The sequence below is a fragment of the Halorubrum sp. Hd13 genome, from assembly GCF_002252755.1.
Lineage (GTDB): Archaea > Halobacteriota > Halobacteria > Halobacteriales > Haloferacaceae > Halorubrum.
Window position 1 is genome coordinate 1 of the sequence record NZ_NHOY01000090.1, and the last position, 18,782, is coordinate 18,782.

Annotated in this window: 15 protein-coding genes and 2 pseudogenes; 7 read left to right on the top strand and 10 right to left on the bottom strand. The window is 68.2% G+C overall.

Going from position 1 to position 18,782, the window contains the following annotated elements; genetic code table 11:
- Window positions 1-20: 20 nt before the first annotated feature.
- The 3 genes from DJ81_RS11710 to pyrH are packed head-to-tail and all read right to left on the bottom strand — an operon-like array spanning window position 21 to window position 2,692.
- Window positions 21-257 carry a hypothetical protein gene (locus tag DJ81_RS11710; RefSeq protein WP_094524099.1) on the bottom strand — a complete coding sequence of 79 codons (237 nt, stop codon included), beginning with the start codon at window positions 255-257 and terminating at the stop codon, window positions 21-23.
- Entirely contained in the window at window positions 258-1,970 is a 1,713-nt protein-coding gene (gene lysS / locus DJ81_RS11715; protein WP_094589843.1) for a lysine--tRNA ligase, read from the bottom strand.
- Complete coding sequence (gene pyrH / locus DJ81_RS11720; protein ID WP_094524097.1) at window positions 1,967-2,692, bottom strand: UMP kinase; 726 nt, start codon at window positions 2,690-2,692, stop codon at window positions 1,967-1,969. Before pyrH ends, lysS begins: the two co-directional genes overlap by 4 nt.
- A 143-nt stretch (window positions 2,693-2,835) precedes the next feature.
- Here pyrH and DJ81_RS11725 point away from each other — a divergent pair, with 143 nt between their 5' ends.
- The 3 genes from DJ81_RS11725 (at window position 2,836) to DJ81_RS11735 (ending at window position 5,687) form a co-directional block, all read left to right on the top strand.
- On the top strand, window positions 2,836-3,678 hold the full coding sequence (locus tag DJ81_RS11725; protein ID WP_094589845.1) for a molybdopterin synthase: 843 nt from the start codon (window positions 2,836-2,838) through the stop codon (window positions 3,676-3,678).
- A gap of 392 nt (window positions 3,679-4,070) precedes the next feature.
- Window positions 4,071-4,331, top strand: a complete 261-nt coding sequence (locus DJ81_RS11730; protein ID WP_094524095.1) for a hypothetical protein — start codon at window positions 4,071-4,073, stop codon at window positions 4,329-4,331.
- 204 nt (window positions 4,332-4,535) lie between these two features.
- Complete coding sequence (locus DJ81_RS11735; RefSeq protein ID WP_094526473.1) at window positions 4,536-5,687, top strand: site-2 protease family protein; 1,152 nt, start codon at window positions 4,536-4,538, stop codon at window positions 5,685-5,687.
- A gap of 49 nt (window positions 5,688-5,736) precedes the next feature.
- Here DJ81_RS11735 and DJ81_RS11740 read toward each other — a convergent pair whose 3' ends face one another.
- The 4 genes and pseudogenes from DJ81_RS11740 to DJ81_RS11755 form a co-directional block, all read right to left on the bottom strand.
- Entirely contained in the window at window positions 5,737-7,410 is a 1,674-nt protein-coding gene (locus DJ81_RS11740; RefSeq protein WP_094524093.1) for an AarF/ABC1/UbiB kinase family protein, read from the bottom strand.
- 3 nt (window positions 7,411-7,413) lie between these two features.
- Window positions 7,414-7,806 (bottom strand): Hsp20/alpha crystallin family protein, encoded by a 393-nt coding sequence (locus tag DJ81_RS11745; protein ID WP_094524092.1) that lies wholly within the window; start codon window positions 7,804-7,806, stop codon window positions 7,414-7,416.
- A gap of 68 nt (window positions 7,807-7,874) precedes the next feature.
- A pseudogene (locus DJ81_RS11750) lies at window positions 7,875-8,628 on the bottom strand (DUF2391 domain-containing protein).
- A gap of 278 nt (window positions 8,629-8,906) precedes the next feature.
- Window positions 8,907-9,710, bottom strand: coding sequence for an alpha/beta fold hydrolase (locus tag DJ81_RS11755; protein WP_094589847.1), 804 nt, complete (start codon window positions 9,708-9,710; stop codon window positions 8,907-8,909).
- A 198-nt stretch (window positions 9,711-9,908) separates the two neighbouring features.
- Between DJ81_RS11755 and DJ81_RS11760 the strand changes: the two genes are divergently transcribed.
- Complete coding sequence (locus DJ81_RS11760; protein WP_094524089.1) at window positions 9,909-10,190, top strand: hypothetical protein; 282 nt, start codon at window positions 9,909-9,911, stop codon at window positions 10,188-10,190.
- The gene (locus tag DJ81_RS11765) at window positions 10,187-12,454 is read left to right on the top strand and encodes a CDC48 family AAA ATPase (protein WP_094589849.1); all 2,268 of its coding nucleotides are present in this window, start codon (window positions 10,187-10,189) and stop codon (window positions 12,452-12,454) included. Before DJ81_RS11760 ends, DJ81_RS11765 begins: the two co-directional genes overlap by 4 nt.
- A 38-nt stretch (window positions 12,455-12,492) precedes the next feature.
- Here DJ81_RS11765 and DJ81_RS11770 read toward each other — a convergent pair whose 3' ends face one another.
- A complete protein-coding gene (locus tag DJ81_RS11770; protein WP_094524087.1) occupies window positions 12,493-12,732 on the bottom strand; it encodes a hypothetical protein in 240 nt (79 codons plus the stop codon).
- 428 nt (window positions 12,733-13,160) lie between these two features.
- Here DJ81_RS11770 and DJ81_RS11775 point away from each other — a divergent pair, with 428 nt between their 5' ends.
- Both DJ81_RS11775 and DJ81_RS11780 read left to right on the top strand, forming a co-directional pair.
- Complete coding sequence (locus DJ81_RS11775; protein WP_094589851.1) at window positions 13,161-17,426, top strand: LAGLIDADG family homing endonuclease; 4,266 nt, start codon at window positions 13,161-13,163, stop codon at window positions 17,424-17,426.
- 73 nt (window positions 17,427-17,499) lie between these two features.
- Window positions 17,500-17,763, top strand: a complete 264-nt coding sequence (locus tag DJ81_RS11780) for a hypothetical protein (RefSeq protein WP_141212582.1) — start codon at window positions 17,500-17,502, stop codon at window positions 17,761-17,763.
- A gap of 93 nt (window positions 17,764-17,856) precedes the next feature.
- Here DJ81_RS11780 and DJ81_RS19255 read toward each other — a convergent pair whose 3' ends face one another.
- Together DJ81_RS19255 and DJ81_RS19260 are read right to left on the bottom strand one after the other, a co-directional pair.
- On the bottom strand, window positions 17,857-17,994 hold the full coding sequence (locus tag DJ81_RS19255; RefSeq protein WP_158217318.1) for a hypothetical protein: 138 nt from the start codon (window positions 17,992-17,994) through the stop codon (window positions 17,857-17,859).
- Window positions 17,995-18,238: 244 nt separating this feature from the next.
- A pseudogene (locus DJ81_RS19260) lies at window positions 18,239-18,557 on the bottom strand (DnaJ domain-containing protein); the annotation flags it as partial.
- Window positions 18,558-18,782 lie beyond the last annotated feature (225 nt).

The following is an 18,782-nucleotide window of genomic DNA, read 5'->3' on the forward strand; positions in this document are numbered from 1 at the left end:
ACCTTATCTCAACACTGCCGTCACCACTCCTTACAGGCGGTACAGACGAGGGCGCCGTCGTCGAGCCAGCGCCGCGCGACCGACTCCCCGCATCGGTCGCAGGCGCCGCCGTCGGTCGTCCACGTCGCGGTCGACGTCGCCGGGTCGGCGTCGATCGACTCTGCGGCGTCGGCGTCGGCCTCCCGCTCGGTACCGCCGTCGGACGGCTCTCCGTCCGCGTCGCCGGCGAACTCGTCGAGCGAGCGGTCCTCGGGCATCTACGCCTCCCGACGGAGCCGGGCCACGACGTAGTCGCGCTCCAGTTCGCCGAGGAACTCGCCGAGCCGGGGCCCCTGCGTGTCGTCGAAGAAGAGCCGGTAGCCGGCCGCGAAGAAGTCGCCGACCTCGACGTCGTGCGCGCGCGCCGTCTCGTACATCTCCGCCTGGATCGCGTCGCCGTCGTGGCCCGCGGCGACGAAGTCGGCGAGGTCGTCGAGCGCGGCGGCCACGTCGTCGTCGAACGCGGCGTCCGGCAGGTCGGTCTGGAGCCGGTAGTCGTACTCGTTTTCGGTGCGCTCGGCCCAGTTGCGCGCCTTCTCGACGCGGCCGAGCGCGGCCGCGACGACCTCCTCGGAGGCGTCCTCTGGGATGTGCCCCTCGTCGCGGGCGAGCCGCTCGCGGAAGTCGGGGTCGTCGACCATCCCGAGGACGGCCGCGAACGTGTACGGGAGCCTGACGGGTCGCTCCGTCGGCGGATCGTCGGCGCGGCCGACGACGAAGGGGTAGGCGCGCTCGGCGAAGGCGGTCAGGTCCTCGTCGTCCACCTCGCCGAAGTACGCCCGCTCGAAGCGGTCGAAGCGGTCGACGAGCTGGTCGAGCCGTTCGACGTCGAGGTCGCGGGCCTTCTTCGGGTGGAGCGCGAAGAAGTAGCGGAGCACCTCGGGCTCGATCAGGTCGAGCAGCTCCGGAACGGTGACGACGTTACCCGCCGACGAGGAGAGCGGCTCTCCGTTGAGCGTGAACCACTCGTACACCATCGGGACGGGCGGCTCGACCCCGAGGACGTTCCGGGCGACGTCGACGCCCGAAGGCCACGACCCCTCCGCGTGGTCCTTACCGAACGGCTCGAAGTCGACGCCGAGCACCTCCCACTGACCGGGCCACTCGAGGCGCCACGGGAGCTTCCCCTCCCGGAACGTCGCGGTCCCCTCGTGGCCGCAGCCCTCGATGACCTCGTCGCCGACTTCCATGTCGGTGCAGACGTAGTCGACGGTCTTCGCGTCGAGGTCGACGTCGACGACGGTCTCGGTCACCTTCCCGCACTCCGCGCAGATCGGATTGAACGGGACGTACTCGCCGTCGACCTTGTCTTGGTACTGAGAGAGAACCTCGCGGACGCCGTCAAGATCGGAGAGGACCGTCCGGGTGACGTCGTCGAAGTCGCCGTCGGCGTACAGCTCCGTGTTCGAGACCATCTCGACGGGGACCCCCAGCCGGTCGGCGTCAGTCTTCAGGAGGGCGGCGAAGTGGGCCGCGTACGACTCTCGCTCGCCGAACGGGTCCGGGATCGCGGTGTACGGCTTCCCGAGGTTGCGGCCGAGCGCGCCCGCGTCCACCTCGCCGAGGCCGACGATCTCGCCGTCGGCGTTCGCCAGCTTCCGCGGGAGCTTGCGGAGCGGGTCCTTGTCGTCGGAGGTGAACACCTGCCGGACCTCGCGGCCGCGCTCGCGGAGCACGGCGGCGACGAAGTACCCCCGCATGATCTCGTTGAAGTTGCCGAGGTGCGCGACGCCGGACGGGGAGACGCCGCCCTTGATCACGATCGGGTCGTCGGGATCGCGCGCCTCGATCTCGTCGGCGACGACGTCGGCCCAGAAGGCGCGGAAGTCGCCGTCCCCCTCAGCCCCGTCGGCCTCCTCGCCCGTCCCCGTCGCACCGGCGGCGTCCCGCGCCTGCTCGGAGAGGATGTGAGGGGAGTCGTCGGCGCTCATGCGTCGCCGCCCCCCGTCCAGTACGTCGGCTCGTCGCTGGCGGTCGGGACCACGTCGGTACCGGTGTGGTCGCCCCGGAGCGCGGCGTCGACGACCGCGCCCGGGTCCGTCCCGTCGAGGACGATCGAGCGGATCCCCGCCCGGTCTATCAGCTTGGCCGCGAGCAGGTCCACGGGGGCGGAGGCGCCGGCGTCCCGACTCATCGGGAGCACGACGTCGACGAGCTCCGCCGGCGACATCGATCCGAACTGCGTCGCGTCCGGGTCGGCGTTGGGATCGGCGTCGTACACGCCGTTCGCGCTCGTCGCGTACACGAGGAGGTCGGCGTCGACGGACTCGGCGAACGCCGCGGCGACCGCGTCGGTCGTCTGCCCGGGGGTGACGCCGCCCATCACCGACACCTCGCCGCGACGGAGCGCCGCGGCGGCCTCGTCGTACCCCGTCGCCGGCGAGAGGTTCGCGCGGCCGTCGAGCGCGGCGATCAGCAGGCGGGCGTTGAGCCGAGTGGTGCCGATGCCGAGCTGGTCGAGTTCGACCTCGTTGGCGCCGAGGTCCCGCGCCGTCTCGATGTACTCTCGCGCGACTCCGCCGCCGCCGACGACGATGCCCACCTCGCAGCCGTCGGCGGCAATCCGCTCGATCGTCTCGGCGTACGCGGCCACCCGATCGGGGTCGAGATCGGGCGCGAGCACGCTCCCGCCGATAGAAACGACGACTCTCATTACCGTCGCATACCCCTGTCTCGCTCTTAAGGATTATCAAGGCCGGACGCCGCCGGTTTCCGAGGCGGTCGCCGCGTCGACGGACGCGGGCGCTCGGCGCATCGGCGGGAAACGCCTAAGCCGCTCGCACCCCGCCTTCGTGTATGCACCCGATAGCGATCGTGGGGCGCGGCGCGGCGGACCTGGCCGGGGCGCTCACCGACCGACTCGACGGCCGGACCGCCGTTGTGAGTCATGCGGACGGCGGGGACGGCGCGAGCGACGGGGCTACCGACGGCGGCGTCGCGGTCGAGTCGCCGCGGGACCGGACCGGCGCCGACACCGAGGTATCGCTCGCGAGCGACGGCGAGTGGACCGGCCGCGGGCGAGTCGACGGGCTCGACGCGTTCCTCGACGGGCTCGCGCCCGATCACGAGTACCTCGTCGCGGTCGGCGACTCCAGACTGCGCGTGCCGACGGTCCTGCTCGGAGCGGACGCGGAACCGGAAGACGTGCCCGGGACGGTCATCGCCGCCGCCGACGCGCCCGGCGGCGTCGACCTCGACCGCCTCGTCGCCGACGCCGACGCCGCGGAGCCGTGGATCACGCGCGAGACGCTCGTGCGGCGGGTCGAGGCGTCCGCCGACGCGGACCGGTCGGGAGCGATCGCGACGTTCACCGGCCGCGTCCGGGCGCGGGACGCGCCCGGCGACGACCGCACCACCCACTTGGCCTTCGAGAAGTACGAGGGGGTCGCCGCGGAGCGCATGGACGCGATCGCGGCCGAACTGACCGAGCGCGACGGCGTGTTCGACGTCCGAATGCACCATCGGACCGGCGTTATCGAGGCGGGCGAGGACATCGTCTTCGTCGTCGTTCTAGCGGGGCACCGTCGGGAGGCGTTCCGCACCGTCGAGGACGGGATCGACCGGCTGAAAGACGAGGTACCGATCTTCAAGAAGGAGACGACCGAGGCCGAGGAGTTCTGGGTTCACCGGCGTGACTGATCGGCTCTCGCCCGCGCGAGTGGCCGGTCCTCGACAGGGCATCTGACTGTTCCTCGGCCGCACAACTGACCGAATATCGGCCCCGCGTCTGGCCGGCGACCGGCCGCGCGGACCGCGAGCGCGGGGTCGGGGCGGGATATTTACCGGCAATATACGCTGGTTAAGCCGAGAATTACCGATCCATCGCCGCGGCATAACCGTCGATAAGTGAACTGCGTATTACGGCTTCAAAACGGGTTATGAAATATCTAAGCCGTTCAGAGGCTTTTGTGAACGGTCTGTCAGACACGTTTTAGCCGATGTCCCCCGTCTAAAACGCCGCAAAAGCCGCTGAACACCGTCCAACGGTCGCACCTTTATAACATCCTCCGGGAGCAATCGGAGGGTGTACCATGAGCGCGACTGCAAATCCCTCCGCGAACGCGAACCCAACCGACGACCTCAGCAAGGAAGAGCGGCTGAAGCGGTACCTGCTCGACCGCGCCGAGGACGGCGAGATGTACTTCAAGGGGAAGTTCATCTCCGACGACGTCGACCTCTCGCCGAAGGAGATCGGCGCCCTGATGGTGAAGCTCCGCGACTCCGCCACCGAGCTCACCGTCGAGAAGTGGTCGTACACTGGCGCGACGACCTGGCGCATCGAGCCCGCCTGACGAGGACCTTCGAGCCCGCCCGGCGGCGGCAAACCACGCGCTCACGCGCGTCCCCGCTTTCTCCCCCAACGCGGCCCCCGCTCTCCGGGGGTCGACCGTTTCCGAACCGCTCCGACGACGCGTAGCGTCGGTCGGCGGCGCCGCGGTTCGAGGCGCGCCGCTGGCGACGCGGGGTTTATACTCGCCGACCAGTTACGACCGACGATGCCAGAACACGAGGACGGGGAGGCGTCGGCCGCGGCCGACGTCCCGCGTCCGGAGCCGCTGCGGACGTTCTTCAGGGTGGACGAGATCCGTCGAGACGACGGGCGCGTCCGGTACGTCGGGAAGTCGTACGTCCCGGAACGCACCCTGCTGCGGAAGCTGGTCCCGCCGTTCCGAGACGCCGGCTACGAGGTCGACCTCGAGGCCGACGGCGACGGTCACGTCGTCGTCGCGACGCCCTTCGACCGCGGGCGCGACGGGGTGCCGTGGCTCAACGTCGTCCTGTTCGCGGCGACGGTGTGTTCCACCCTGTTCGTCGGCGCGTACGGCTGGTACTACGTCGGCTGGGAGGAGATCGCCGCGAACCCCCTGACGATACTGCAAGCGTGGCCGTTCACCGCGGCCGTGCTCGGCGTGCTGATGACGCACGAGCTCGGGCATTACGCCGCCGGTCGATACCACGGAGTCAGCGTCTCGCTGCCGTACGTCATCCCCTTCTTCTTCCCCTTCGGGACGCTCGGAGCGGTGATCCGGATGCGCGGGCGGATGCCCTCCCGGAAGGTGCTGTTCGACATCGGCGCGGCCGGACCGATCGCGGGACTCGTCGCCACCGTCGTCGTCACCGTCATCGGTCTCTCGCTCGACCCGATCCGCGTCCCGGCGGAGCTCGCGAACGCCTCCGGAACGATGATCCGCTTCAACAACCCGCCGCTGCTGGAGATCATCGCCGACCTCATCGGCCAGCCGACGGGGTACGAGGACCCGGCGCTCACGGCGCACCCGGTGGTGATCGGCGGTTGGGTCGGGATGTTCTTCACCCTCCTGAACCTCCTGCCCGTCGGTCAGCTCGACGGGGGCCACATGGTCCGCGCGATGGTCGGCCCGCGGCAGGAGACGATCGCGGCGCTCGTCCCCGGCGCCCTCTTCTCGATCGCCGCGTACCTCTACTTCTGGCGCGGCCTCGGAATCGACGAGTCGGTCGGCCTGTGGGGGTTCTGGGGCCTGTTCGCGCTCGTCATCGCGTTCAACGGCCCGGCGAACCCGGCCGAGGACGAGCGGATCGGCTGGCCGCGGCTCGCCGTCGGTCTCGCGACGTTCGCGCTCGGGGCGCTCTGCTTCCTGCTCGTCCCGATTCAGGTCGTCTCCGGCTGACCGGCGGACGGGCTCGGCGCGTCGACGGGAGGGCGCGACGGTCCCCGGCTCAGTCGTCGCGGCGCTGCTTCATCCCCTGCCTGGTGAACTGCGGCGTGGCCCGGAGGCCGCGCTTCTTCCGGAACGAGCGGTAGAGCGCGATCGCCAGCGGGACGGCGAGCAGGAGGACGACGCCGGCGAGCCGCCACGCGTCGGCGAACGAGTAGAGGATCGTCGCGGAGAGGACGCCGACCGCGAGCAGCACCGAGTAGGCGATCCGCATCGCGAGCTTGTCGAGGACGTTCGAGTCGTCGTCGATCGTGACGTCGACGTGGAGGTCGCCCCGGTTCGCCCGTTCGAGGAAGTCGTCGGCCTTCGGCGGGACGGTGAACAGCGCCTCGGTGGTGCGCTGGACCTGTCGCCCGGCGCCCTCGGCGAGGTCGCGGGCGGTCTGCTCGTAGTACCCCTCGTCCCTGAGGTACTCCGTCGCCGTGGAGATGAAGTCGAACTCGGGGTCGAGCGTGACGCAGACCCCCTCGACGACGGTCGCGACGCGCAACACGAGCGCGAGGTCCGGCGGGAGCCGGAGGGGGAACTCGTAAATGGTCGACTCCACCTGTTCGATGATCTGGTTCACCTGGTACTGCTCGATGTCCTCGCCGCTGGCGTCGGCGATGGCCAGTTCCATCACGTTCCCCATCACCTCGCGGTCGGCCTCCGGCGAGAGGGTGCCCATCGCGATGAGCGTGTCGAGGATGCCGTCGATGTCCTGCCGGGCGACCGCGACGTAGAACTCGACGATCTTCTCCTGGATGAACGGGTCCACGCGCCCGGCCATTCCGAAGTCGTAGAATATCACGGTGCCGTCGTCGTCGACGGCGAGGTTCCCGGGATGGGGGTCCGCGTGGAACACGCCGTCGTCGATGATCATCTGGAGGTACACCTCCTGGAGCGTCTCGGCGATGGCGTTGCGGTCGAATCCCGCGGCGTCGAGCTCGTCGAGCCGGTTGATCTTCACCCCCGGGACGTACTCCATCGTGAGCACTCGCGGCCCGGAGACCTCCTCGTAGGCGGTGGGGATCCGGATCCGGTCGTTGTCGTCGAAGTTGGCGCGGATCTCCTCGAGCATCTCGCGTTCGCGCTTGTAATCCATCTCCTCGCGGATCGTCTTCGCGAACTCGTCGGCGAGGTTCTCCAGCGAGAACGCCCGCCCGCTACCGGTGAACCGCTTGACGAGCGGGATCGACCAGCGGATCGTCCGGAGGTCGGCCTCGACCAGCGACTCGATCCCCGGCCGGCGGACCTTCACGGCGACGTCGTTGCCCTCGTAGCGGGCGGTGTACACCTGTCCGAGGCTCGCGCCGCTTATCGGGTCGCGGTCGAAGTCGTCGAACGTCTCGTCGACGGGGCCGAACTCCTCTTCGAGGACGACCCTCGACTCCTCCCACGGGGCCGGCGGCACGTCGTCTTGGAGCCCTTCCAGCACCTCGATGTACGCCGGCGGGAGGATGTCGGGCCGGGTCGAGAGGATCTGGCCGAGCTTGATGAACGTCGGACCGAGGGTGAGCAGGATGTCGAGGAGGACGGCGGCGCGCTCGCGCTGGGTCTCCGCGTCGACGTCGCGGCTCCCGCCGAACAGGAGGAACCGCTTCCGGTCCCGCCAGTAGGCGACGATCAGCGGCGAGAACCGCCGGACGACCACGAAGAACCGCCAGTAGGCGCGAAGGTTGACCAGCGTGACCACCCGTCAGGCGTCGGCCTCGTCGTCGGAGTCGGCGTCCCCGTCGGCGTCGTCGACCGGGATGGTACGGGAGGTGTCTCCGGTCCGCTTCGGGATCGTGACCTCGAGCACCCCGCGGTCCATCTCGGCGTCCGCGCCGGTCCCGTCGGCGTCCCCCGGGAGCGGGAGCTCCGCGTCGAGGAACAGGGGACGGTCCTCGCGGACGTAGCGGAACCCCTCGGGGACCCCCTTCTCGCGGCGCCCCTCGATGACGATCCGACCGTCCTCGGAGAGGACTTCGGTCGTCTCGGAGGTCGCGCCGGGGAGGTCGACGACGAGGACGTACCCGTCGTCTGATTCGAGCAGGTCCGCAAACACCGCGTCCGGGAGGTCCCGGAGCGCTTCACGTAACGCTGACATGTATACGGGTACGGTCGCCGCGGCGAAAAAGGTGTGGAAACGGGGACCGAGACGGAGGGGTCGGCGGCTCAGTCGTCGCGGGTGAACTCCAGATCGAGGCCGGTCAGGTCGAGGTGCTCGATATCCGTCCCCTGCGATTCACCCGGCAGGATGTCGCCGAGGCTCGCGCCGAACGCGGCCCCGGCCCAGACGAACGCCACGCGGGAGACCCGTTCGAGGGCGCCCGGGTCGCCCTCGTGGAGCCGGCCCCAAAGGACCATCATGAGGACCGAGGTGAACAGCGAGACGAGCAGGATCCCGGCGTAGCGCCGCGGGACGATCCCGAGGATCGGGTGGCTGATCTCGATCTGCCGGAAGTCGGCGAAGTACAGCAGCCCGGCGGTCATGACCAGCACGAACCCCACGTGGACGAGCAGGAAGACGGGAACGCCGCCCGGCGTGGCCGCGGCGAACCACGCCGCGATCTCGAAGACGCCACCCTCGACGAGCAGGGGGAGCGCGAAGAGGACCGAGCCCACGAGACGCCTCGGCCAAGTCCCGCGAGGTGTACTTCGTGATCCGGGTCCGAAACGCCGGGCTTCCGGGCATCCGCTCGACGAGCGAGATGGTCTGACGGACTTTCTCCCGCTCGTGGCCCTCGTCGACGGTGTCGCTCAGCGCGTCGAGCTTCGCGAGCAGGTCGTTGATGTCGGGGTTCTCGGGACCGCGCGGGCCGTTCGAGAGGCGGCGCTCGTCCGCGTCACCCGTCGGCCCCGCCGATCGCTCCGGGTCGGGAGGCGAGCTCGATCCGACGGACCGTCGTCCCGAGTCGTCGCCGTCCATTGCCGATCGGTCGACGCCGGCGTCGCAAAAGCGTACCGACGGGCGGCGCGGCGGTGGAGACGGCGAATCGTTTATTAATACTGGAATGGTAACACGTGGCACGAGGTGAGTGCCGACGACATCGAGGACCGGACCACGCAGCCATCGACCGTCGACGGTACCGCGCGGCGACGACTGTCCGATCCACTCGTTTCGAAACGGGGCGTCCCCCCTTTCGACGTGAACCCCTCGCCCCGTCGGTTCCCACCCTGACCGCCGCTGCTCGCGGGAGCCGCGCCTCAGCGAGTCCCGCCGTCGCTTGACTCGTCCGCCGAGCGACGCCCGAGGAACGACGAGAGCGCCGCGTTGAACGCGGCGGGGCGTTCCAGCATCGCGAGGTGTGCGGCCCCCTCGATCGCCGCGCGCTCGCAGTCGTCGATCCGGTCCGCGAGGTAGTCGTGGTACGCCGGCGGCGTGAGCGCGTCGTGTTCGCCGACGACCGCGAGCGACGGCGACGCGATCTCGTCGAGACGGTCGCGGACGTCGAACGCGTGGCAGGTCCGGAAGTCGCGCTCGGTGACCGCCCGACCGCACTCCCGCATGCCGGCGCGGGAGAGCTCGACGTACTCGGCCGGCGCGTCGTGGAAGAGGCGGTCGGGCTCGTGGAGCAGGTCGATCGCCCGGTCGAACTCCGTCTCGAGCGCGTTCAACAGCGGCTCGGCGACCGCGAGCTTCGCGCCCGTGCCCGCGAGGACGAGCCCGTCGAGCGGGAGGTCGCGCTCCAGCGCGATCCACAGGGCCACGGCGCCGCCGAGGGAGTTGCCGCAGAGGACGGTCGCCCCGGTCGCCTCCGCGACGGCGACGACGTCGTCCGCGTAGGCGTCGAGCGTCTCGGCCCCGGCCGGTTCGTCGACGTCGTCGCTGTCGCCGTGCCCCGAGAGGTCGAGCGCGACGGTCGGGAACCGGTCGCTCAGGCGCGCCTGCGCCTTCCAGACGTCTTTGCTCCCGCCGCTCCCGTGGACGAAGCAGACCGTCGGCCCGTCGCCGCCGCGGTCGGAGACGCGATACGCGGTGTCGCGCCCGTCGTGGGTGACTCGCTGCATGCCCCCGTCTCCCGCGCGCTCGGTCATAAGACGCCCGGCGGACGGCGCCGGCGAGCGAGAGGATCCGAGGAGGGAACGACCGTCGACGCCCCCCGAAACGACCCCGAACCGCAACACTACCGATACGTTCGTGAGATCTCACGTCATGCGATTTTTAGCGACGGGTTTATATAGTCTCGCGCCTAACTTGTAGTTAGCATGAATCACCAACAGACCCGATCGACCGGCGACGGTCCGCTGCTCCGCCGGTTCGAGTACGAGGACGGGTGGATCGTCGCCGCCGATCTGGGCGCCGACGCCGCGAACGTGAGCGTCGACACGGTCGGCGAGACGGCGATCGTCGTCGTCGAGGGCGACGGCGAACCGGTCGAGTCGGAGTTCGAGCTGCCGGGACCGGCCGCGTCGACCGCGGTCACGAACGGCGTGATCACGGTCGAGGGCGAAACGGTCGAGGACGACACCGTGGAGGGCGAGCGATGAAACTCACTGTCAGACCGCTCAAACAGAAGGACGCCGGCCGCCGCCTCGCGGCGATCGACCGCGTCGCGGCCGAAGAGCTGGGGCTCTCCGGCGGCGACATCGTCCGCGTCGAGGGCCCGGACGGGGCCGCGATCGCCCGCGTCTGGCCCGGCTACCCCGAGGACGACGGAAGCGGCGTCGTGCGTATCGACGGACGGCTCCGTCAGGAGGCCAACGTCGGCATCGACGACCGCGTGACGGTCGAGTCGGTCGACGTCTCCCGGGCGGAGTCGGTCACGATCGCCTTCCCGAGCCAGCTCCGCGTGCGCGGGCAGATCGCCCCGTTCATCCGCGACAAGCTCTCCGGACAGCCGGTGACCGAAGGGCAGACGATCCGCACGTCGATGGGCTTCGGCCTGATGGGCGGCCAGTCGCAGGCGGTGCCGATGAAGGTCGCCTCGACGACGCCGTCGGGGACCGTCGTCATCACCGACGACACCGAGATCGAGATCTCGGAGGTCCCCGCCGAGGAGCTCGCCGAGCGCGGCGGGAGCGGCGACGGGGCCAGCGAAGGCCCGGACGTCACCTACGAGGACATCGGCGGGCTCGACGGCGAGCTCGAACAGGTCCGCGAGATGATCGAGCTGCCGATGCGGCACCCGGAGCTGTTCAAGCGGCTCGGCATCGACCCGCCGAAGGGCGTGCTCCTGCACGGCCCGCCGGGCACGGGGAAGACGCTGATCGCGAAGGCCGTCGCCAACGAGATCGACGCCAGCTTCCACAACATCTCCGGCCCGGAGATCATGTCGAAGTACTACGGCGAGAGCGAGGAGCAGCTCCGTGAGATCTTCGAGGAGGCCTCGGAGGAGGCGCCCTCGATCATCTTCATGGACGAGCTCGACTCGATCGCGCCCAAGCGCGAGGAGGCCGGCGGCGACGTCGAACGGCGCGTCGTGGCCCAGCTGCTCTCGCTGATGGACGGGCTCGAAGAGCGCGGCGAGGTCGTCGTCATCGGCGCGACGAACCGCGTCGACGCCATCGACCCCGCGCTCCGCCGCGGCGGTCGCTTCGACCGCGAGATCGAGGTCGGCGTCCCCGACCGCGACGGCCGCAAGGAGATCCTGCAGGTCCACACGCGGAACATGCCGCTGGTCGAGGGAATCGACCTCGACGAGTACGCGGAGAACACCCACGGCTTCGTCGGGGCCGACCTCGAGTCGCTCGCGAAGGAGTCCGCGATGCACGCGCTGCGCCGGATCCGGCCCGAGCTCGACTTAGAGAGCGACGAGATCGACGCCGACGTGCTGAACTCCATCCAGGTCACCGAGAGCGACTTCAAGGAGGCGATGAAGGGCATCGAGCCCTCCGCGCTCCGCGAGGTGTTCGTCGAGGTCCCGGATGTCTCCTGGGACCAGGTCGGCGGTCTGGAGGGGACCAAAGAGCGGCTCCGCGAGACGATCCAGTGGCCGCTGGAGTACCCCGAGGTGTTCGAGGAGCTCGACATGCAGGCCGCCAAGGGCGTCCTGATGTACGGCCCGCCGGGCACGGGGAAGACCCTGCTCGCGAAGGCCGTCGCCAACGAGGCGGAGTCGAACTTCATCTCGATCAAGGGGCCCGAACTGCTGAACAAGTACGTGGGCGAGTCCGAGAAGGGCGTCCGCGAGGTGTTCAGCAAGGCCCGCGAGAACGCGCCGACCATCGTGTTCTTCGACGAGATCGACTCGATCGCGACCGAGCGCGGCAAGAACTCCGGCGACTCCGGCGTCGGCGAACGCGTCGTCTCGCAGCTGCTGACGGAGCTCGACGGGCTCGAGTCGCTGGAGGACGTGGTCGTCATCGCGACGACGAACCGCCCGGACCTCATCGACTCGGCGCTGCTCCGGCCCGGCCGCCTGGACCGCCACGTGCACGTGCCCGTGCCGGACGAGGAGGCCCGCCGGAAGATCCTGGAGGTCCACACCCGGAACAAGCCGCTGGCCGACGACGTCGACCTCGACGCGCTGGCACGGAAGACCGAGGGGTACGTCGGCGCCGACCTCGAAGCGGTCGCCCGCGAGGCCTCGATGAACGCCTCCCGGGAGTTCATCGGCAGCGTCACGCGCGAGGAAGTCGGGGAGTCCGTCGGCAACGTCCGCGTGACGATGGCGCACTTCGAGGACGCCCTCGGCGAGGTGAACCCGAGCGTCACCCCCGAGACGCGGGAGCGCTACGAGGAGATCGAAAAGCAGTTCGAGCGGTCGGACGTCGACCGCACCGACGCCGAGCCCGGCACCGCGTTCCAGTAGTCGGAGCGTCGGTCGGCTCGGTCGGGAGCAGTTTTTCTTTAAATAATCCCCGCCGTCGACAGCAGGAAGAACACGGCGACGAGAACGATGCCGATCGTGACTAGGCGCCACGCGAGCTTCAGCACGAACTTACCGACGACGATAACGATCGCGACGGCGACGAGCGCGACGAGCAGCTGTCCCGCTTGGCTGGCGAGGAGTCCGGCCTGAAGCGGGAGCGACGATGCCAACGCGGCGAGCGAAGCGGTCATGTCCGGCCCCACGAGCACGTCGGGCATAAGCTTGTGGGGAGGAGCCGCGGTCCGTCGGTTATTGAAATCTGATAGGTGAGCCGGCAAATACTGCGCCGATGAGGCCGGAGTCTCACGCTCCCGGCCGACGGGACCGCGGTAACACGGAGCATAACGCCGGAAAATCGGTGCGAGTAACCCCCCTTTTGTTCCGATGCGGAAACCGTTACTTCGGTCGATTTCGCGCCTTGAGTATCAGTTTCACTCTGGTCTGGCTACGCTTATGTGTCCGGAACACGTTCAGATGTAACGTAATCGAATCCGGCGTCAGACACGCGGACCGGGAATTACATACCGAATCGAACAGGTAGTCACCTATCCGGGCCGGGAGCGGAACACAAAAGGGCCTGCTGCGACAGTACGTAGACACGATATATGAGCCAGAACGCACGTCAACCGAGCGGGGTGGCCGTCGAATGAGCAACGACGGCGTCGCCGCCGACGAACTCGAACTGCCGATCAAACGAACAACGGGCGAGACGATGGAGGAGCGTCTCACCGCCAACGCCTATCACAACATCCTGCCCGCGCGCTACCTCCGGAAGAACGCGGACGGCGAGACGATCGAGAACCCCGAGGAGCTGTTCGACCGCGTCGCGCGCAACGTCGCGCTCGCGGAGGCCGTTTTCGAGGCCGAGAAGCAGGGCGTCGAGGTCACCGTCACGCCCGACCAGCTGAAGCCCGACCACCCCCGCCGGAACGAACTGGCGGAGGAGGTGTTCGGCGCCGGCACCACCGCCGAGGACGAGGCGGAGACGACGCTGACCGCGCACAACGTCAACAAGTTCGCGTACGACACCGTCGTTCCCGAGCTCCCCGAGAGCGTGCGCGACCACGTGGAGGCGACCGCGGACCGGTTCCGCGACGGGATGGAGCGGCTCTCCTTTATGCCGAACTCGCCGACCCTGATGAACGCGGGCGACGAGCTCCAGCAGCTCTCGGCCTGCTTCGTCGATTCCCCCGAAGACGACATCACCGACATCCACCAGACCGCCAAGGAGGCGGCCGAGGTGTTCCAGTCCGGCGGCGGCATGGGGTACGCGTTCTGGAAGCTCCGCCCCTACGGCGACTCCGTCGGCTCGACCGGCGGCATCGCCTCCGGCCCGATCACGTTCATGCGGACGTTCGACCAGATGTGCGAGACGATCGCGCAGGGCGGCGCGCGCCGCGGCGCTCAGATGGGCGTCATGCGCGTCTCGCACCCGGACGTCATCCAGTTCATCCACGCGAAGAACAAGGACGTCTCCCTGGCTCACTCGCTGCGGCTGAACGACCCCGACGACTTCACGCACAACTCCTTCGCGGACGCCTTGGAGGAGGCCCGCGAGCTGATCGACGAGGACGGAAAGGTGCCCGAACACCTCCGGAACGCGGTCGAGGGCCACCTGTCGAACTTCAACATCAGCGTCGGCGTCACCGACGACTTCATGGAGGCGCTGTACAACGACGAGGAGTTCACCTTCACCAACCCGCGCACCGAGGAGCCCCACGTCGCGACGCCCGAGACGAAGGAGATCTACGACATGTTCGGTCTCGGCGAGCACGTCGAGGTCGGCGAAGTGCTGTCGATCCCGGCCCAGGAGCTGTGGGACGACATGATCGAGGGCGCCCACGAGAACGGCGAGCCGGGCGTCATCTACCTCGAACGGGTGAACAAAGAGCACTCGTTCGACGTGGAGGAGCACCCGGACCACCGCATCCTCGCGACGAACCCCTGTGTCACCGGTGACACCTTGATCAGCACCGAAAACGGGCTCGTCGAAGCCGAGGAACTCTACGAACAGGGAGTCGCACGCGACGTCGTCGTCGATGGTCGCCTCAGCGAGGAGACGCTCAAAGAAGCGAGCAGCGTCTACAAGACCGGCGAGAAGGACGTTTACAAGCTCACGACCGAGGAGGGGTACGAACTCCGCCTCACTTCCGATCATCGGGTCATGACGGGTGACGGGTGGGTGGAAGCCGGCAACCTCGACGCCGGCGACACGGTCCACATCCAGAACCGGAAAGGCTCCTTCGGCCAGCACGGAACAGCGGCAGAGGGTCGCGTACTCGGCTGGATGGTCGGCGACGGCCATCTCAAGACCGGAGAGGAGCGCGCCGTCCTCAACTTCTACGACGAGGACGCAGAAATCTCGGAATCGTTCGCAGCCGACGTGAACGAAGTCGTTCGCGATCCCGTCGGTAACGCCGACTACGAGGTCGGCGTCAACGAGATCGCTAGAGGTGACGACTACCGCGGCGCGCAGGCCGTCGAGCAGCGGATCCGCTCGGCTCGACTGTACGAGTACGCCGAGGAAGCCGGCTTAGCCGATCAGAAGCATCAGGTGCCTGAGGCAGTGATGCGCGGGAGCGAGGAGATGGCACGCGGGTACCTCCGTGCGCTGTTCTCCGCTGACGGGGGCGTTCAGGGGAACGTCGAAAAGGGCGTCTCCGTCCGACTCACGAGCACGAGCACCGACCTGTTAACAGAAGTCCAGCAACTCCTGCTCAACTTCGGGATCTTCAGCAAGATCTACGAGGAGCGCCACGAGGAGGGCGTTCAGGAGATGCCCGACGGAAACGGCGGAACTGCGGAATACGAGCGACAGGCCGACCACGATCTCGTCGTCTCGAAGGACAACCTCGTCCGCTTCGCGGAGGAGATCGGATTCCTCCTCGACTCGAAACAGGACGCACTCGACGAGCGTCTCGCGAACTACGACCGCGGACCGTACAGCGAGGGATTCGAAGCGACCGTTTCCGCAGTCGAGGACGACGGCCACGAGGCCGTCTACGACCTGACGGAGCCTGAGACGAGTTCGTTCGTCGCGAACGGTCTCGTGGTCCACAACTGCGGCGAGCAGCCGTTAGAGGAGTACGAGGCGTGTAACCTCGGTCACATCAACCTCTCGACGCTCGCGGCGCAGGACGCGCCGGACTGGCGCGTCTGGTCCGAGGCGCACGCCGACGAGTACGAGTCGAAGGAGGCCGCCATGTCGGCGTTCTTACAGGAAGCCATCGACTTCGAGGAGTTCGACGAGCGGATCGACTACGGCACCCGCTTCCTCGAGAACGTCGTGACGATGTCGGACTTCCCGGTCGAGAAGATCGAGCAGAAGGTCCGCGACATGCGGAAGATCGGGCTCGGAGTGATGGGGCTCGCTCAGCTGTACATCCAGCTCGGGATTCAGTACGGCACCGAAGAGGGCAACGAGGTCGCCCGCCAGCTGATGACCCACATCAACCACGCGTCGAAGCAGACCTCCCACGAGCTCGCCGAGGAGCGCGGCGTGTTCAACGACTGGGACGAGTCGAAGTACGCGAACCCCACCGAGCACCGCGACTGGTTCGAGCACTACACCGGCCTCGACGCCGACGAGTGGGCGGACGGCTTCCCGATCCGCAACCACAACACGACGACGATCGCGCCCACGGGCACGACGTCGATGATCGGGAACACCACCGGCGGCTGCGAGCCGATCTACAACGTCGCCTACTACAAGAACGTCTCCGACGACGTCCAGGGCGACGAGATGCTCGTCGAGTTCGACGACTACTTCCTGCGCACCTTAGAGGAGAACGACGTCGACGTCGACGCCGTCAAGCAGGAGGCTCAAGAGCAGATGGCGACCAACGAGTTCGACGGCGTTGACGGGTTAGAGACGGTACCGGACGCGATCGGCGAGCTGTTCGTCGTCACCGGCGACCTCTCGGGCAAACAGCACGCGGCGGTCCAGTGCGCCTGCCAGGAGGGCGTCGACTCCGCCATCTCGAAGACGTGTAACTTCCCGAACGACGCCACCGCCGAGGAGATGGAAGAGGTGTACCGCTACATCTACGACCACGGCGGGAAGGGCGTCACCGTCTACCGCGACGGCACCCGCTCGAAGCAGGTGCTCACGACGCGCGCGAAGAACACGGAGTTCGCCGACGAGAGCGAGGCGGCCGAGGCGATCGTCGAGCAGATCGGCGAGGTGTTCGGCGGCGTCGAGGCGTTCCTCGAGAACGAGGACGTGCAGGCGGCGATCGACACGGAGATCGCGGACCTGCTGGAGGCCAGCGAGCAGCCGCAGATCGACTACAGCGAGCGCAGCCCGCGTCCCGACTCCCTGAACGGCGTCACCCAGCGCGTCGAGACGGGGTACGGGAAGCTGTACGTCACCATCAACGAGGATCAGAACGGTCGGCCGTTCGAGCTGTTCGCGAACATCGGCCACTCCGGCGGCTACACCAACTCCTTCACCGAGGCGCTCGCGAAGGTCATCTCGACGGCGCTCCGCTCGGGCGTGGACCCCGACGAGATCGTCGACGAGCTACAGGGCACCCGGAGCCCGAAGGTCGCCTGGGACAAGGGCGAGCAGATCCAGTCGATCCCGGACGCGATCGGCACCGCGCTCCGGCGCTACCTCGACGACGAGATCGACAAGGGGATCCCGCAACAGCAGAGCCTCGACGACGTCGAGCGCGACCTAGCGAGCGAGCCGACGAGCCAGACCGACGGCGGCGCGGTCGACGCCGGCGCGGCGACCGACGCCCCGAACGTGAACGGGACGGCCGAGGACGACGCGGCCGACGCCGACGACGCGATGCAGGAGCTGATCGCGGCGGGCGAGTCGCCCGAGTGTCCCGACTGCGGCGGGATGAACCTCTACTACTCCGAGGGCTGCAAGACGTGCGAGTCGTGCGGCTGGTCGGAGTGCTGAGGTAAGAACGCGCCTCTCCCAATTTTATATGACGAACCGGTCAACTCCCGACCATCGGCATGATCGCCCTGACGTGGAGTACCAAACTCCCATCGAGTACGGCCTCTCGCGGATAAATCTGGAAATGGGCGTTTCGGACGGAAGGTTGACTGGTTCGTCGTTCAACTCGAACAGAACGTCGGTCAGCGATACGGAAAACGCGACTGGCGACAGGTCGCGCGGTCCGATCATCACCCCGACTCAGCGTGGGGGCACGACGTTGAGGCCGAGCGACTTCATCTCGATTTATATCGAGATGGGCAGAAAGTGGACGTTCAGCGGGGATTCCCGCCGGTGAGCGCCGAGAACGCACCAGCGTACTGTGAGCGTTTTTTCGAAAAACGTGCCGGGAATCTCCTTGAGAGATACGGTCCGCGAAGCGAGTAGCCGCCTACCGTTCCGCTTCCGGAACCGATTCGAGCTCGTCGAGCTCCGGAACCGGCTTGTCGTCAGCAGAGAACTTTTCCACGGGGTCACCGGTCTCTTCGGCTAAAACGGTATCCGCGGATTTTGTCTCGTGGGCAGGCATGAGTCTCGTGTACGGACGCTGTATGCCTCGGATAAATAGCTTGTTACCGCGTTTATACGAACGAAGGTGAATACGAGAAGCTATCGGGAGCAAATAGAAGCCGGAAAGAGTGCTGGTCCGCGTCAGTCGTCTTCGAGCGCCTGCGCGATGCGCTGGAGCTGACGGGTGGCGTCGCGGACCTCGTCGCGGAGCTGGCGGACCTCGCGCACGAGCTCCTCGTTGCCGACCTGGTCGCCGCCCTCCTCGCCGCGGGCGCCCGGACCGCCGGGACCGCCGCCCATCCCCGGCGGGCCGCCGGCGCCGCCGGGACCGCCGCCGCCCGTCGCGCCGCGCTTGTCGGCCTCGGTGAAGCGGTCGTGGCCGAGCTGGTCGTACTGGCGGCGCTTCTCCTCGTCGGTGAGCACCTCCTTGGCCTTCTGGATCTTCTTGAACCGCTCTTCGGCGTCGTCGTCGTCGCTGACGTCCGGGTGATGTTCGGCGGCCTTCTTGCGGTACGCCTTCTTGATCTCCTCCTCGCTGGCGTCCCGCGACACGCCGAGGACGTCGTAGAAATCTTCGCTCATGCGTTACGTTCGTTATTGGTCGTTCGTGGCTGGGTCGTGTTAAGGGGCGCGTCCGAAGGCGAGGGCGCCGACGCTACTCCTCGTCCTCGTCCACGTCCTCGAAGTCGGCGTCGACGTACTCCTCGTCGTCGCCGTCGGGGCCCGCGCCGCCGGGGCCGGCCGCGCCGCCCGGACCGCCCGCGCCGCCCATACCGCCGGGACCGCCGGCGGCGCCGCCTGCGCCGC